We start from the raw sequence: 15433 nt of genomic DNA on the forward strand, positions 1-15433 counted from the left end.
TAGTTTTTTACGGGTTGGTGTCAAATGGCGCGAAATTCAACACCACTGCCCGCCGAGGGATCGGAATACCTGCTGTACCGCTGCTCTCGTTGGGCGTGTGTCCCGTCGGCATCCCGGGCCGATTCCCGTCCTGAGTGGCTGGGAAAAGGTGGACTGGGAAGGGTCAGATCTGTTCGCTTATCAGCTCGGCCGCGAATTCAACCGCCTCTACTGGGTCGCTCGTGAGGAACAGGCAGATGTCCTGAGTATGGGGCCAGGCGAGGACACGGTACTCTCCGTCCGCTGCCGAGATGGCAGGGAATTTATCCGCGATGCCATTAAATGTTTCCGATTTAGAGAGAGTCAGTGCCCACATCGAGATTGACGGATACAGTGACCTCAATATCGGGTTAGCGGACGCCGCGGAGATCAGTTTGCACATCTCTTCCGTGAAGGCACTGTTTTGATCGTGCGGTGACTTGTACTCCTCTAGGAGGACTTCCCATTCCTCGGAACGTGTACGCATAGAGCCATCATGCCATGTTCACGGGCTGATGGTGCAGGGGAGCCACTCCTCTCGGTACGGAAGAGTGGCTCCCCTGTCCGGTATCAGCAGGGCGGGTCGCCGTTGTAGAAGGTGGTGATTGCGCGCGCCGCCTTCTTCCCGCAGATATACCGGAGTTCCTCAGCCGTAACGGATTGTCCGGCTCGTGTGGGTGCACCGGACAGCATCTCGTCGACGTTGATGATGCCCTGCATGTTGAAGGAAATCCTTCCGTTCTTTGTGACGATGAGATCGATCATGTCGGCGACCATCTTCGGCGACATGGTGGCTCCACCGGCTGGGATCTTGAACATGGGGTCCGTGAAGGTGATCGCCCCCCTTTCCTGGGCGAATTTCGTCAAGATCCCTCGCTCGCCGCCATAGATGTTCTGCAGGCCGAGTGCGAGGTGCGGGCCTGGATCGGCAGCAACGGCGGGATCGTCGGCGTGTGCAGCTCCTGGGCCAAAGCGCGGAGGCACAGTTGTCGGCGTTCCGGACAGCTTGCTCTTCAGCCAGCTGAAGGCCGGCCCGAGAAGGCTGCTGCTGGCACCACCGGCGGCACCGATCAGCAAGTCCCACGGTGTTGTTGGTTGGCAGTGGGCTTCGTTGACTGCCCAGGAGAATCCGGCTCCCACACCGGCGTTGACGATCGCCGACGTGGCGAGAGCGCGGCCTCCGCTCAGCCCGAGGGCATCGGCTGCGGCGTTTCCTGCGCCGGGCATGATGGCGCCGGCGATGGCGCCGGTGAGGGCTCCTTCTCCGGTAGCTGTGGCGAAGCCGCCCCAGGTGAATCCGCCATTGCGGTGCTGCCATCCGTAGACGCCGCCTTCGACGGCGGCGCCGATGGCTGCTCCGATGCCGGCGCTGACGCAGAGCGGGCAGCGGCCGGAGGGGTCGGACTGGTTGACGGGGTCGTTGCTGGCGTAGGCGTACGGGGAGAGGTTGGGACTGTCGTTGCTCGCGGGCTCGGGGTCAGGGCTGGTGAAACGTCCAGTGTCCGGGGCGTAGCTTCGGTCACGCAGATAGAGCCGACCGGAGAGGATGGGATCCTGGTACTGGCCCGTGTACTGGAAGAGGCTGGACATCGGGTCAGTGACGTTGGTCTTGCCGGTGGCCACGCCCCAGGGGCTGTAGGTGTAGGAGTAGGTCTCCCTGCCGGTAGCGTCGTAGACGGCGGTGATGGAGTTCTGCCGGTCGTGGCGCAGGTAGAAGGTGCCGGCAGTGCGGTTTTGGGATTCGGCAATGCCGTCGGGGTTGTACTGCCAGTCGGCGATGAGGCCGCCTTGGCTGTTGGTCTCGGTGGCGATCTGTGGCAGGGGGTTGTTCACGTCCCACCGGGTCGTGCGGGAGAGCGCCCCGTTCAGGTTGGTGAGAGTGCGGTTGCCGTCGGCGTCGTTGACGAAGGCGTAGGTGTTGGCGCCGACGACGGCGGACTTCAGGCGGCCCAGCGGGTCGTAGGTGTAGGTTCCGGCGGCGTCCTTGGTGAGGTTGCCGTCGGCGTCGTAGGTGTAGTCGAGGCTGGTGGTGCCCTCGACACGCTTGGTGAGCTGGTCGGCGGCGTCGTAGGTGTTGGTGCGGGTGCTGGTCGGGGTGGAGGTGGTGGTGAGGTTGCCGACCTTGTCGTAGGTGTAGGTGCTGCCGCTTGTGGTGGGCAGGCAGGAAGCGGTGGCGGAGGTGTCGGTGCAGGCCCGGGTCACCCGGCCTGCCGCGTCGTAGGCGTAGCGGTCGGCGAGGCCGGTGGTGGTGGCGTCCTTGAAATAGTCCTTGGTGACGCGGCCGTTGGCGTCGCGGTCGACGAAGCGGGCGCCCGTGCCCTGGGAGACCGAGGCGAGCCGGCCTGCGCGGTCGTAGGTCCGGGCCTCGGTGACCGCGGTGGTGGTGGGCAGCTTGACGGTCAGCAGGTTGCCAGCCGCGTCCCAGGTGTAGTTGGTGGTCTTGCCGCCGGCCGTCTGCCCGAGGATGTGGCCGTCGATGTCGTAGCTGTAGGTGATGGCCCGGCCGTCGGGGTAGGTACGGCTCTTGAGACTTCCGTTGTCGTTGTAGGCGTAGGTGAATGGGTTGGCGGCGCCCGGTGAGGTGATGGTCAGCGGCCGTCCCTCGGCGTCGTAGGTGAGGGTGCGGGTGCCGGTGCCGTCTTTGACTGTCTTGGGCTGTCCGGCCGCGTCGTAGGTGTACGCAGTGGTCGCGGTGCCGTCGGAGAAGGTGGTCTGGCTGAGCAGGTTACGGGCGTCGTAGGTGCTGGTGGCCTTCTGCCCGCGGGCGTTGGTGGTGCTGGTGCGGTTGCCGTCGGCGTCGTAGCCGTACGACGTGGCCCGGCCGAGCGGATCCGTGATCTTGGCCAGGCGGCCGGTGTCGTCGTAGGCGTAGGCGGTGGTGTGGCCGTTGGCGTCCTTGCGGGAGGTCAGATTGCCGGCGGTGTCGTAGCCGAGGTTGGTGATGCCCCCGTCCGGGGCGGTGACCTTGGTCAGCCGGCCCAACTCGTCGTACTCGTAGGCGGTCTTGTTGCCCAGCGCATCGGCTCGCCCGGTGAGGCGGCCGTCACCGTCGTAGGCGTTGGTGACGGTCTTGTTCCCGTAGGGGTCGCTCTGGCCGAGGATGTTGCCGGCCGCGTCGTAGGCGGTGGTCCAGGTGTACTGGGCGGGATCGGCGCCGGAGGCGTTGCCGCGCGGTTCCACGGTGGTGGTCAGGCGGCCGTTGTCGTCGTAGCCGTAGGTGGTCTTGCTGCCCAGGGGCGTGGTCTCGGAGGCCAGGTTGCCGGCGTCGTCGTAGGTGTAGGTGACCGTCTTGCCGCCACGGTCGACAGTGGTGAGCAACTGGTTGTTGGCGTCATAGGTGTTGACGGTGGTCTTGCCGAGCGCGTCGACGGTCTTGGTGACGTTGCCCTCGCCGTCGTACTCCGTCTTGCGGACGCGCCCGAGGGGATCGGTGACCGTGACCGGCCGGTACTCGGCGTCGTAGTCGGTCTTGGTCGTGTTGCCGAGCGGATCGGTGACCGTGGTCAGGTTGCCGACCTTGTCGTAGCCGTACTTCCAGGTGTACTTGGACGCGTCCGCGCCCGCGACGTTGCCCCGGGCGCTCGTCATCGTGAGCAGGCGGCCGGCCTTGTCGTAGGTGTAGGTCGTCTTCGCGCCCGTCGCGTCCGTGCGCGAGGCCACGTTCCCCATGACGTCGTACGTCATGTGCACCGTGTGGCCTGCAGGGTCCTTCACGTCGGTGAGCCGGTTCGCGACGTCGTAGGTGTACGTCGTGGTCTTGCCCGCCGCATCGGTGACCGTCGCCAGGTTGCCCGCGGCGTCGTAGGTGTCGCGGGTGGTGTTGCCCTTCGTGTCGGCCGTCGACGTCAGTCGGCCCGCGTCGTCATAGCTGTCCTTCGTCGTGAACTTGGTCGGGTCCGCTCCCGCTGCATTGCCACGCGGATCGGTCGTGCTCGTGACGCGCCCCGCATCGTCGAAGCCCCAGGTCCGCCGTGAACCATCAGGCAGTGTTGCCGAGGTCTGGTTGCCCGCGTTGTCGTAGCCGAACCTGGTTGTCTTGCCTCGCGGGTCGGTGACGGTCTCCGTCTGGCCCGTCACCGTGTAGGTGTAACGGGTGATTTTCCCGAGTGGATCCGTCGATGACGTCAGCCGGCGTGCCGAGTCGTATCCGTAACTGGTGCGCCCCGAATTCCCATCCACGTAGGAAGCGACGTCGCCAGTCTTCGCATACTCCCAGCTGTGTTTGGTCAGCGGACCACGTATTTCCGTGGGGCGGCCGTTTCCGTCGACCGTGGTGACGATCTGATTGCCGAGCGGATCGGTGACGACCACCGGGTCAAGCGAGAAACTGTAACCAAAAGAAGTTCGGTTACCGAAAGGATCGTACTGGGCCAGTAGTACGTTTCGTGCGTAGACGTCTGTCCAGATCCCTCCGTCAGGTTCAGTGATATCCGTCTCTCTGCCCGTGTAGACGAATTTCCGCGTACCCCCACGCGCATCAGCCTGGGCAGTGACCCGCCCCTGACTGTCGTACGTGTTGTCCAAGGCTACGATATCGTTCGGCCCTGTAACCGTATCGAGCAGGCCGTTCGCATCATACGCATACGAGACCGAGCGACCGTCCATCCCCGTGACCCGGGTGAGACGGTCACCACTGTATTGATAGCTGACGCTTCTGCCGTCTGAGAGGGAAATTCTCGACACCAGACCGTTGTCGTATGTGAAGGCAACAGAGCGGCCCGTCAGATTGCTGACCGACGTAACTCGGCCGGCATCGTCGTGTTGGAAAGTCTGCTGCCGCCCCTGGGCGTCGCTGGCGGCCGTGAGATGTCCGGACGAATCAAAGGACAGCTGCAGGTTTTCAAGTCGCCGTACACCAGCCCGCCTGCCGTCGTCCCTGTCGATGGAGATAAGTTCACCATAAAGGCCAAGATCTATTACGCAACCAGTGGCCAACCTCCGGTCGACGAGGGACCGCAGAGCGTTACGGTGCGTCTGATCGCCAGGTGCGGGGGCATACATGCCGGGCCCGATAGCTCGGTATGGAGATCCGAGCCTTTGACGGTGCAAGCTCCAGCAGACCTGTATGGCCCTGCCGACAACAATGTCGGGGGTGCTGCGGGGAGCGGAGTCCCGGTCTCCTTTGATTTCACATACACGGACAAATTCTGCGATAACGCACTGTCGGAGTATGTCAAATACTGGAGCGGCTTCCCCCCGAAGGGTGATATCCCGTTCTTCGAAGTAGGGATCGCACCCCAGTTGCCTGACGGCAGTTGGGGGCAGGCCGGGAACTTCAACCTGGTAGGGCGAGTGGCCTTCCCCATCCCGGCAGAGCAGACTTACGGAACATCGTGTCACTCCAACTCTGCAGCTGCAGCCAACTGCCAGAACCACGTCGGGGGCGTGAATACTGCGACTGGTGCATACTCGACCTCGGCCGTTGATGCGCAGCTCGCGGGAGACGTTCCATACGATTTGAGTCGTAGCTACTCGTCGAACATGGATTGTCGGGTACGTACGGGCGGGCATGGTCGGCTCCGTGGGATGCCTCGCTGTCCGTGGCCGAAAACGGGGACGTCACCTTCCACGCTGAAGATGGGTCACAATACGCCTTCGCCAAACAGCCATCCGGAGCGTTCAAGGCGCCACTTGCCGCCCATTCAAAAATGAGCGCAACTGGTGATAGCTATGCGTTGACATCTCCTGACGGAAAGATATTCCCCAACATAGGAGCCGTTCTGATACATGGTCGAGGAGTCCCAGCTCCCCGCATGGAAAGTGCCGTCTGCGGCCGCAGACGGCACCTTGGGTGAGGCGCGAACTTCTTTCGTTTCCAACCGCTCACGCTGCGACTGGGGACGGAGGGTCATCCTGTCGCGTCTTTCGTCTCCGGCAACTTGAGCGCGTCGCTGCTTCAGCGTCATCGGCGACTGAGGTTTGGCCGGCCTGGGCCCTCGCACTCCCTTGTCCTGGGTGTATCTCTGAGGTATTTCCTGATACGTGGGGATTGCCTGCGCAATGCCTGCGAGCAATAAGCTCCAAGCAATCACCGCGGCCAGCAGCCGCACAGAGGTGAGTGGTCTTCGTGTCAAGGTTCCTCCTCCCGGTTGCTGGTGCCGATCTAGGCATAGCAACCGATATGGGTTTGGGTATGGTTTCCACGGCTCGCTACGGTGTGGGCGCGTCAAACTGTGATGGGCGTCTCGGGCCTGAGGAAAGGAAGGAAGTCAGGGCATGCCGCGACCGCAAGTGGCACGATTTTGGCGTATCGGTCGCGCGAGAAGAGGGCCGTTAGAAGCGTCCTGAAGAGCAACCCGCTTGCGCCAATTCACGAGGATTGGCATGTATGGGCAATCTGGGGATGCGACGGACGGCCGGAGTAAGATCTTCCTCGGCCTTGCAGGCGTTCAGCTCATCACGGGCAAGGCGGGATGCTGCTGCGCAAGATGGCTGTCACGCATGATGCATTGGCGCATGGCATTGGTGCAGGCCCCCTTTATTCCGCTCCTCGCAAGGTCAGTGCGTGGAGGTGCAACCGGAAATGGATCCCACGAACATCGAACAAGCTATCGCCACTCGTTTCACTGTGTCAACAGTTGAAAACACATTGTGATCGGCGTGGAGTGCAGTGAGTGCCATTCATCCGTGAGCGGGTGACCTGCGGGCCTTCGAACTCTGCGATCGCCTGGGCGAACACCTCCCTGGCCGCCTCGGGCGCGGAGGAGTCGGCGATGAGGCCGATGGCGCTCCCGCCGTTCCGCCTGATCGCTTCGACAGCCTCGTCCAGGTTCTGCTTGCCGCGCGCGGTCAGGACGACGTTCGCCCCTTCCTCCGCGAACAGTTCGGCGACTGCCCGGCCGATGCCCTTGCTGGCGCCGGTGACGACGGCCGTCCTGCCTTCCAGTAGCTTGCGCATGATCGCTTCCTTTCGTTGATCCTGCCGGTGATGTCGGGGATGGCCGACGGCTCAGGCGAGGGTGGAGGCGTCGATCACGAAGCGGTAGCGCACGTCGGAGGCCAGCACGCGCTCCCAGGCCTGGTTGATCTGGTCGGCCGGTATGACCTCGATCTCCGAGCCGTAGCCGTGCGCGGCGCAGAAATTGAGCATCTCCTGGATCTCGCGGATGCCACCGATCAGCGAACCGGCCAAGTTCTTGCCGCCCATGAGCAGGGAGAACACGTTCACCGACAGCGGCTCGGCCGGGGCACCGACGTTCGCCAGGGTGCCGTTCGCGGTGAGCAGCGACAGGTAGGCGTCGATGTCGAGCTTGGCGCTCACCGTGTTCACGATGAGGTCGAAGGTGCCGGCGAGTTGCTCGAAGGTTGTCGGGTCGCTGGTGGCGAAGTAGTGGTCTGCTCCCAGTCGCAGAGCGTCCTCGCGCTTCTTCAGCGACTGGGACAGCACGGTGACCTCGGCACCCATGGCGTGCGCGTGCTTGACGGCCATGTGGCCGAGGCCGCCCAGGCCGACGACTGCGACCTTCTTACCGGGGCCGGCACCGAAGCGGCGCAGCGGCGAGTACGTGGTGATGCCGGCGCACAGCAGTGGAGCGGCCTCGTCGAGCCCGATCCCCTCGGGGATCCGCAGAACGAAGTCCTCGTTCACGACGACGTGGGTGGAGTAGCCGCCCTGGGTGAGGGTGCCGTCCCGGTCGATGGCGCCGTAGGTAGCGGTCATGCCCTGGACGCAGAACTGCTCTTCACCCTTGCGGCAGTTGACGCACTCGCGGCACGAGTTGACCATGCAGCCGACGCCGACCCGGTCGCCCGCCTTGTGCCGGGTGACGTCGGAGCCGACCGCGGTGACGTAGCCGGCGATCTCGTGTCCGGGAACGACCGGGTAGCTCTGCGGGCCCCAGTCGCCGCGGGCGTGGTGGATGTCGGAGTGGCAGATACCGGCGTACTTGATTTCGATGAGGACGTCGTGAGGCCCGAGCTCGCGGCGTGCGATGGTGATCGGAGCGAGGGGTTCGGCAGCCGAGGTAGCGGCGTACGCCTTGACGGTGAGCACTTCTCTCCTGAACGTGTAGTGCGTGGAAAGACGCCTCGGTTTTTCGAATCCCGAATCCGGCTGACGCGCGAGGCGGTGCCAGTGCGGCTTTCCTGAAGTCCTCTTAGGACAATTACAGACGCCCGGTAGATGGGGAAGGGGAGGGTTTTATCGGGGGAAGAAGCCATCCAGGGAAGGAATCTCCCCTCTTATGGTCGTCCCGTATCGCATTCTCAAACGCGCACAGGGTGCATGGGCCGGGCCGGCTGAATGGACCCGGACGAGGGGGACAGGGGAGATCCGCTCGTACGCCGGCTTCGCGCAGTAGCCGTATGCGCTGGATGTGGCGGCGGAGGTATGGCCCTCACGCGGGTCGCGTCGCAGGAGTGGGGCCGGTACGGCATCACTACCAACACGTTCCTGCCGGTGGGCCGAAGCGCCGCGTTCGACCTGACCGAGCAGGGACGCGCGGCGGCAAAGCAGATCGAGGCCGTCAGCCCCGTCGGCCGCTTCGGCGACGCCTACGACGACGTGGCACCGCTGCTGGTCTTCCTCGCCAGCGAAGAAGCCGGCTACATCAACGGTCAGGCGATCGGCGCAGACGGCGGCATCACCTTCATCGCCTGATCAGCCGCTACCCGAGCATCTGAAGGACACGGAGCCACTCCGGGCGGCTGTCGGGCCGCGTGCAGGGGTCAATCTGGCGGGCTTCCATGTCCCGTTGATGCTGCAAGCTCTTGGAAGGCCTCTTCCCAGACGATGCGCAGGTGCCGACTCACTAGCCGTCGCAGTACTGGCCATTGGGCGACAAGCAGGTCCTTGTTGAGGAAGTGGATCAGATCCTGCTGCTGTCCTTCGGCCAGCACGACGCGATAGAGACTCATCCGGGCTTTGGGTGCCTCCAAGGGGTAGCTGTTACGACCTGACCAGACCACGTGCAGGGGCAACTCGACGGTTCCCCGCTGTGGTCCGGTCAGGTCTTCCAGCCGATCGGGCAGCCGCCTGCGGTAGCGCGCCTGCAGCACCTGGGCGGCGGTCATCGATTCGTAGGTGGGAACAGCGTCTCGCTGCTGATCGTCCCCGTCAGGACGGACATCGGTCATGGAGGCCATGATGCTGTGCCTGCCGCGCACGGGTAGTCCGTCGCCGCTCGTCCTACGCTCGACACGCTCCGGTTCACCGCTGTTGCCGGGCGGTGGGGTCGTCGATCTCGCTCTCCGCCGCGAGATGACCGTGCTGCTGGTACGGCATCTCGTCCGGGTGCTGTTCCAGCCGGGTGCGCCGCCAGGCCGCGTCGAAGGAGAGGTTGCCCCGGCTGGCCCGCGCCAACTGCCACGCGCGCCAGCTCGTCGAGGGCGAGAGCAGCCATCGCCACACTGACGTGCTCACCGGCCCACCGCACCCGGGCGGTCGAAGCGGATGTGCGTCGCCCCGCTCATGACCCGCCCTCCGGCTGATCCGGGGCGTGCCCGTTGACCAGGGCCTGTGCTTTCGCGGCGTGGTGTGGCCGCTGGGCGCTGTCCATGCCGGCGGCCAAGAGGGTGTACAGCATGCGTTTTTGGGTGTGGTCGGGGAAGCTGGCGAGGAATTCACGCAGCACCTCGACGGCCTCGTGCTCGACGCTCCGTTCGTCCTCGGGGCGATGCCGGGCGAACACCGCCGTGACCGTGTCCACCTTCGCGGCCAGGTCCGGGAGTTGGGTCCAGTCTGCGTAGTCCCGTTCGATCCACCGCACCAACAAGGCTGCGGGATCGGCCAGTTCAGTGGCGAGGGCGTCGGTCTTCTGCTGCCGCAGGACATCGGTCACGGCCTGCCGGCGCTGAGCGGCCAGCAGCGCGGCCACGGCGGCCCGGTCGTCCGGCAGCAGGTCGAGTGTGAGTTCGGCAGTGAACTCGACCGGCGGTTCCGTGGGCAGCTGCCGCACCCGGGCGAGGTGCTGGCCACAGACGTCTCGCGCTGAGGCGAGGTCGGCGGGATCGCACTTCTTGGACACCTCGTTCGCGGTCTCCCTGAGTGCGGTGCGCACTGTCCCCGCGATTTCCTCGACGGGGCGGGGGTAGGGCGGTTCGGTGAGCACGGTGGCCGTGATCCGGGCGGTGAAGCCGATCCCCGGACAGGTGCTGCGCAGCCGGACCTCGAAGCGGGTCAGGCTGCGCCGCACCGCTCTGCGCGCACGTCGGCGCGACCATCGTGTGGAGGTCATCGGTCAGGACTCCGCAGAGGCGTGCTCGTGCGATGCGATCAGGGACGACAGCATCGGGGGCAGCCGGAGGTCCTTGCGTAGTTCGATGACTGCCTCGCTGTCGGCGACTCCGGGCTCGCCAAAGATGAGCGCAGAGACCGGGGAGGCGAGCAGGTGGCCCAGCATGATCTGGTTGAGGAGGTCTGTCAGGAGTTCGGTCGGCATGTCCGCCGCCTTCCGCGCTTCGGCCCAGGCGGTCAACACTTGCCGGCATTCGGCCTCGACCCGCGTGTCGGCCACAGCCGCGTTCCAGCCGTCCAGGAGCGCTTGCTTGATCTCCTCTTTCTGTTCGGCTGCTGCAAGCATGACCTGCAGAACGTACGGGTCCACCCGTGGATCCAGCAGCGACAAGAAGGCCCGGTATCCCGCCAGGGTTTTCTTCTCCGTGGCCCATTTGATGACTGTGCTCCACACCCGTGGCAGTTGGCCGTCGCGTGCGGCGATGTCCCGCAGCGCTGCCTGCGCTGTCTGTACGGCCTCGTCCGTCTCGGGCCGGTCGAGGATGTGCCGCAGGCGGACAAGAGCCTGACGCGGGTAGTGCTCGGCGAACTCGCCCCGGCAGACCAGCGCAACCACGGTCGCGACGGCCTCCGATTCGTCCTGGGCTGAGTCCAGCAGCAGAGCACGGACCTGGACTCCCAGGGTGTCCGCCTCGGCGGCGACGGTCAGGACACGGGCGATCAACTCGCGGTGCTCGGTGCTGTCGGTGCCCTTGTCGATCCAGGCGTGGATCTGCTTGACGACGCGGATGTCGTTCTCCGCGACGGCCAGTTCGACCAGAAGGTCGCCGATCGCGGCCAGCCGATCGGCCCCCGGCCCCTTGGGCGCGGTGATGGTGTCCAGCCACTGCAACAGATGAGGGTGGATGTCGGCCCGCTGCTGCCACAGGTGGAGCAGGACGGCACGGGCGTATCCAGATTTGTGGTCGAGAGAGACCGTCCGCCCGTTGACCTCAGCGCCCATCTTCATCAGCCGGGTAGTCAGATCGGGCCCGGTCAGGATGGCGCGGACGTTCGTCTCCGGCTGATCGCCCAGCAGCGTTCGGGCGCTGTTCTGGATGGTGAGCGCGTCCATGCCGTCGAGGAACAGCGAGGAGATGAGCAGGGCACGGTCGTCGGGCTTGTCCTCGGTCTTCGCGAAGACGTCTCTTACGTCGGTTCGCCACTCCCGGAAGGAGCTCAGGGCGTTCTTCAGGCCCTCTGTGGAGTCCTCCGCGCTGGCGAACTCAGCGGCCAGCCGGGCGGCATCGTCGGGACGGCTGCTGTCGGTCAGTAGATGCCCCGCCTCGCGGGCCGAGCCTTCCACCGCCGGCGCGGTGTCGAGCCAGCGGATCCTGTCCGGCAGGCGGTGCAGGTACTCCAGGTGTGCCCTGGCCACGCGGTGCGGGGATGGCCGGGCCGTGGCGCGGGCGACGACGCTGGCGACGGCTCCCGACACGCTCTCGGGCCACCCGTGTTCGTCGGCGATCACGACGAGGAAGGAGCCCGAGAACTTCAACTGTTCGGCGTAAGCCACCAGTTGCTGGGCGACGAGGCCCGGCTTGTGCCAGGAGCTGATCTCCGCAGCGACGTCCAGCAGTTAGCACCGTCCCGGCTCATCGGGCATCTCGGCGATGTCCGGGAAACCGGGCCTTTCCCAGTCCGGTGCGATCGCCTTGAGCTCCAGCGCCTTGCCCCGGGAGCGCTCCTCCGCCTGCGAGACCTCCCACAACGCCTTGATCCCGGCAGCACGTTTGCCGTATCCCGGAGGGCCGGCGACGACGGCCAGCCGAGGCCCGCCCCCGGTAAGCCGCTCGAGCGCGTCGGCGGCCGTTCGCACCCTGGCGTCTCGCACGCTCAGGTCCACCCACGCCTGGCGTACTGCGTCGAGTTCGCTCTTCGGGATGTCGGTGACCGGCAGTGGCGGTTTGCTCGTCATCGTGACGGAGCCCGCAGCCACGATGATCTTCGAGTTTCGGGTGTCGCGGATCTCCACCTGCTGGCCGGGCATCGGCGAGGCGACGGGCGGAGGCGGTGGCGGAGGGATGGCCCCGGGAAAGGTCTCCTCGCTCACCGGCTCTGCTCCGGAGCGCGGTAGTGGAAGCCGCCCGAGGCGTTGATGTCGCCGGCGGAGACGACGACCATGCTCTCGGTGACGTGGTGCACGCTCGTCCGCGCCGCGTCCCCGTCGTTGGCTCCCTTGACCTGGTCGACCAGGTTCTGAAGATCCTGCGCCGCGTCCGGATGCTTCTGCAGGAACGCCGCCAGCTGGATCATCAGCTCGCTGCGCAGCCGGTCCTCCACCGATCCGCGCTCGCTCTCCGAGCTGCCGACGAGCCGTTGCCGCGCCGCGTCGATCAGCCGCAGCTCCTGCGCGGCGCTTTCCTCCCCACCCCGTTGGAAGAGCCGGGCTACTGCGTCCCTCATGGAGTCCCACGTGCTCTTGGCCATCTCGGTGACCAAAGCTGCGGCCCCCACACCCGCGACCTGCATGATGTCCAACGCGTCCCCCATGGTCGTTTGCCCTGCTCGGCGAGGCGCGCAGGGCTCGGTGGCATATTCGACCCATCAGGGTGGTTAATCGCTTGAAGGTTGGCAATCGAAAGTATTTGCCACATACCGGAATCAGCTATTACCGAGTGGGCGGATCCAGCCGGTTGGGGCCTGCGTCGCGAAGCGCCGCAGGGGCTCAAGTCCTGTAAACCGCAGGTTGGGTGGCATTTCAGGTTCCAGCTACCGCGCAACTCGGCCAAAGTGTGACTTTGGGTTATTGTCCGGAAGTGAGTAGAGCGCGGTCATGTGGGTACTGCGCATCCGGTACACGCGCGGTGCTCGAGTGGCGGATGGGCACGGGTCACCCTGGAAGGGGAGTCGGCCCTTTCGCGTTGAGCATGTCGCCCCGGTGAGGGCGGGTATTGAGCGCCGCATCAAGTGCCCGGGTGTCGTCTGGCGGACCGTGCAGCGCGCGTCGGAGAGACCTGGATTGCTGGGTCCACTGCTGTGGTGCGAGTGGCGGGATATCGTGCCTCTACGCTGCTTGCCGAGGTCGCTGGCATGGGAGGAAAGCGCGTGGGGGCACCAGAATCCAACGCGGGAGATGAGTTCCACTTCTGGTGGGCCGCCAGCCGAACACTCGTGCTTCTGAGTCCTGATTCCGACCTTTGCCGCGTCACTTTGGAGGGGCTCGCCAAAGTCGATGACCCTGGCGAGGCCTACGAAACAGTTGACGTTGCCGAGTACTACGGTGGGGGCGATGTTCAGGGAGCGCGCGCTCTCGTGATGTCGCAGCTCAAGTACAGCACTCGTAACCCTGACCGGGCCTGGACCGCGGTGCGGCTTTGTGAGCAGCGCAGGCGTCGACCGGAGAACGGTCCTGCCGCTCCTGCCCGCTCTGTTGTCGCCGACCTTGCGGATGCCTACAGGAGACTGCGCGACGACCATGGGGCTGACGCGGTCGCTAAATCCCGGATCGCATTGGTCAGCAACTGTCCCGGTGATTCCCTCCTGTTGTCGAGCGTCAGCGCAGCGGCGGAGTGGGTCCGAGCACAGACCGGAGAAGTCCAGCGCGGGAGGCTTCTGAGGGCCCTGTCTTCTGAGCACGAGGCTGTCATCCGGCAGTTGTCGGTCGCGGTGGGAAGCCGGCTGAACAGCAGCGAATTTTGCCGGTTTCTGGCGGTACTCGATCTGTCTCAGACGGGCTCGTTGGACCGTGCCACGCTGGCTCGCGCCGTGCACGCAGGGGTGAGTGAGCTCACGCCTGGACATGGCCCGGATTCCGCGCTGCGCCTCTTTGACCTTGTCCGACGACAAGCACTTCCAGAGGCCAGCAGGAGCGGAATCGCTCTGGATGACGTCCTTGTCGCACTGGGCGCGCCTGCGTTGATCGACCTTTACCCGGCACCGTCACGGCTGCCAGACGTCCCCAACCCTCTGCCCGCGCCTGGCGCTCGCGTCGTGGCCGAGACGGTACTGGGGCACTTGGGTGAGCTTGTTGTCGCGCATGGCGAGGCTGGGGCCGGGAAGACGACAACACTGCGCCAGCTCGGAGACCACCTGCCCGCGGGGTCCGTGGTTGTTCTCTTCGACTGCTATGGCGGTGGTGACTACCTCAGTTCCGGGGAGGAACGCCACACACCTCGTAGGTTCGTGACGCAGGTGGTCAACGAACTGTCTTTGCAGTGCGGAACTCCGATGCTCGTCCAGCCTCCGTCGGTTGAAGAGGATTTGTGGCGACGGTTCAACCGGACTTTGGAGCGGGCATCCGGAGCGCTCGACCCCGGCGGGGTGCTTGTAGTCGCGGTGGACGCGGCGGACAACGCCGCGGTAGCTGCTGCGGAGCGGGGGGACCGTGGATTCCTATTGGGCCTCACGCGGCTTCCGCTGCCAGATCGTGTCGTGGTCGTTCTAACCGCGCGAACGCATCGTGTGCCCTCACTCGGAGCACGTCCGACTACGGCTGTCGCGATTTCCCCCTTTGACGCCTCGACATCGGCAGAGCATTTGAGGAGACATCTGCCGAATGCCTCCGACACCGAGGCCGGTGAATTTCACGAACGAACCGGCGGGAATCCCCGTTCGCAGTTCTATGCCTTGGCACAGGCCGACGCGAACGGGCTGGACACGACAGCCCTGTTGGAGGAATGCACCCGCACTCCCGAGCCGTTGTTTGAGGATCTGGTCAGCTCTGCGCTGCAGGTCAGTGGCGCCGACGCAGGTGGGCAACGGTGGCTGGCGCTCATGCTTGCCCTCGCGCGTCCCGTGAACGTCACCACCCTGGCAGCCGCACTTGACGTCGACATGGCGGCCGTCTCCGCGTTCGCAGCAGGCCTCGTACCCGGAGTCAAAGTCGTCGACAACCTGGTTCAGTTCCGCGATGAAGACTTCGAGACGTATGTCCGAGACCGTGTGAACTCCGCCGATGTGGTCACCGCGCATCATCGACTCGCGGACATGTTCCTGACGTCGCGTGCGATTGACCCAGAGGCGGCGGCGCACGTCGCCGACCACCTTTTCGCGGCCGGCCGCCTTGACGAGTTGCTTCAGCTCGTATTGGACGAAGACACCCCCTTGGGCATCGCCGACGGATTCCGTCGTGAGCAAGTACAGGGTCGGCGGCTGGACCTGGCCGCGCGTGCGGCTGCTGAAACAAGCAGCGCAGCAGCGGCCGTACGCGTTGCTGCGCGCGGATGCGACACCGCCTCGCGGTCCGACACGCTCTCTCGG

The 15433-nt window shown here is 65.2% G+C and carries 12 protein-coding genes and 1 pseudogene; 3 read left to right on the plus strand and 10 right to left on the minus strand.

Annotation, left to right across the window (positions count from 1 at the left end; translation table 11 throughout):
- Window positions 1–163: 163 nt before the first annotated feature.
- On the minus strand, window positions 164–505 hold the full coding sequence (locus AC27LF_RS44600) for a DUF6193 family natural product biosynthesis protein (RefSeq protein ID WP_479662313.1): 342 nt from the start codon (window positions 503–505) through the stop codon (window positions 164–166).
- A gap of 83 nt (window positions 506–588) precedes the next feature.
- A complete protein-coding gene (locus AC27LF_RS44605; protein WP_479662315.1) occupies window positions 589–4623 on the minus strand; it encodes an RHS repeat-associated core domain-containing protein in 4035 nt (1344 codons plus the stop codon).
- 201 nt (window positions 4624–4824) lie between these two features.
- Here AC27LF_RS44605 and AC27LF_RS44610 point away from each other — a divergent pair.
- Window positions 4825–5813 (plus strand): annotated as a pseudogene (locus AC27LF_RS44610) (DUF6531 domain-containing protein).
- 776 nt (window positions 5814–6589) lie between these two features.
- Here the strand turns inward: AC27LF_RS44610 and AC27LF_RS44615 are convergent.
- Window positions 6590–6916 carry an SDR family NAD(P)-dependent oxidoreductase gene (locus AC27LF_RS44615; RefSeq protein ID WP_479662312.1) on the minus strand — a complete coding sequence of 109 codons (327 nt, stop codon included), beginning with the start codon at window positions 6914–6916 and terminating at the stop codon, window positions 6590–6592.
- A gap of 51 nt (window positions 6917–6967) precedes the next feature.
- Window positions 6968–8011 carry an NAD(P)-dependent alcohol dehydrogenase gene (locus AC27LF_RS44620; protein ID WP_479662311.1) on the minus strand — a complete coding sequence of 348 codons (1044 nt, stop codon included), beginning with the start codon at window positions 8009–8011 and terminating at the stop codon, window positions 6968–6970.
- A gap of 336 nt (window positions 8012–8347) precedes the next feature.
- On the opposite strand from AC27LF_RS44620, the gene AC27LF_RS44625 reads away from it, so the two are divergent.
- Entirely contained in the window at window positions 8348–8617 is a 270-nt protein-coding gene (locus AC27LF_RS44625) for an SDR family oxidoreductase (RefSeq protein ID WP_479662310.1), read from the plus strand.
- Between the two features lie 68 nt (window positions 8618–8685).
- On the opposite strand, the gene AC27LF_RS44630 is transcribed toward AC27LF_RS44625, so the two are convergent.
- The 6 genes from AC27LF_RS44630 to AC27LF_RS44655 form a co-directional block, all read right to left on the minus strand.
- Entirely contained in the window at window positions 8686–9030 is a 345-nt protein-coding gene (locus AC27LF_RS44630; protein WP_479662314.1) for a hypothetical protein, read from the minus strand.
- Window positions 9031–9166: 136 nt separating this feature from the next.
- Entirely contained in the window at window positions 9167–9379 is a 213-nt protein-coding gene (locus AC27LF_RS44635; RefSeq protein WP_479662309.1) for a hypothetical protein, read from the minus strand.
- A 46-nt stretch (window positions 9380–9425) separates the two neighbouring features.
- Window positions 9426–10193, minus strand: coding sequence for a hypothetical protein (locus AC27LF_RS44640; protein WP_479662308.1), 768 nt, complete (start codon window positions 10191–10193; stop codon window positions 9426–9428).
- 3 nt (window positions 10194–10196) lie between these two features.
- Window positions 10197–11747, minus strand: coding sequence for a hypothetical protein (locus AC27LF_RS44645; RefSeq protein ID WP_479662307.1), 1551 nt, complete (start codon window positions 11745–11747; stop codon window positions 10197–10199).
- Between the two features lie 63 nt (window positions 11748–11810).
- Window positions 11811–12284 carry a P-loop NTPase family protein gene (locus AC27LF_RS44650; RefSeq protein ID WP_479662306.1) on the minus strand — a complete coding sequence of 158 codons (474 nt, stop codon included), beginning with the start codon at window positions 12282–12284 and terminating at the stop codon, window positions 11811–11813.
- Window positions 12281–12724 (minus strand): hypothetical protein, encoded by a 444-nt coding sequence (locus AC27LF_RS44655; protein WP_479665005.1) that lies wholly within the window; start codon window positions 12722–12724, stop codon window positions 12281–12283. Before AC27LF_RS44655 ends, AC27LF_RS44650 begins: the two co-directional genes overlap by 4 nt.
- 555 nt (window positions 12725–13279) lie before the next feature.
- Between AC27LF_RS44655 and AC27LF_RS44660 the strand changes: the two genes are divergently transcribed.
- Window positions 13280–15433, plus strand: a 2154-nt coding sequence (locus AC27LF_RS44660) for an ATP-binding protein (protein ID WP_479662304.1), incomplete at its 3' end; no start/stop codon positions are given.

This window comes from Streptomyces diversicolor, from assembly GCF_057537855.1.

Bases quoted from the DNA above. Each gene is read 5' to 3' on its own strand.
- AC27LF_RS44600 (WP_479662313.1), bottom strand. From the start codon at position 505: ATGCGTACACGTTCCGAGGAATGGGAAGTCCTCCTAGAGGAGTACAAG.
- AC27LF_RS44605 (WP_479662315.1), bottom strand. From the start codon at position 4,623: ATGGACGGTCGCTCGGTCTCGTATGCGTATGATGCGAACGGCCTGCTC.
- AC27LF_RS44615 (WP_479662312.1), bottom strand. From the start codon at position 6,916: ATGCGCAAGCTACTGGAAGGCAGGACGGCCGTCGTCACCGGCGCCAGC.
- AC27LF_RS44625 (WP_479662310.1), top strand. From the start codon at position 8,348: ATGGCCCTCACGCGGGTCGCGTCGCAGGAGTGGGGCCGGTACGGCATC.
- AC27LF_RS44630 (WP_479662314.1), bottom strand. From the start codon at position 9,030: ATGACCGCCGCCCAGGTGCTGCAGGCGCGCTACCGCAGGCGGCTGCCC.
- AC27LF_RS44640 (WP_479662308.1), bottom strand. From the start codon at position 10,193: ATGACCTCCACACGATGGTCGCGCCGACGTGCGCGCAGAGCGGTGCGG.
- AC27LF_RS44655 (WP_479665005.1), bottom strand. From the start codon at position 12,724: ATGGGGGACGCGTTGGACATCATGCAGGTCGCGGGTGTGGGGGCCGCA.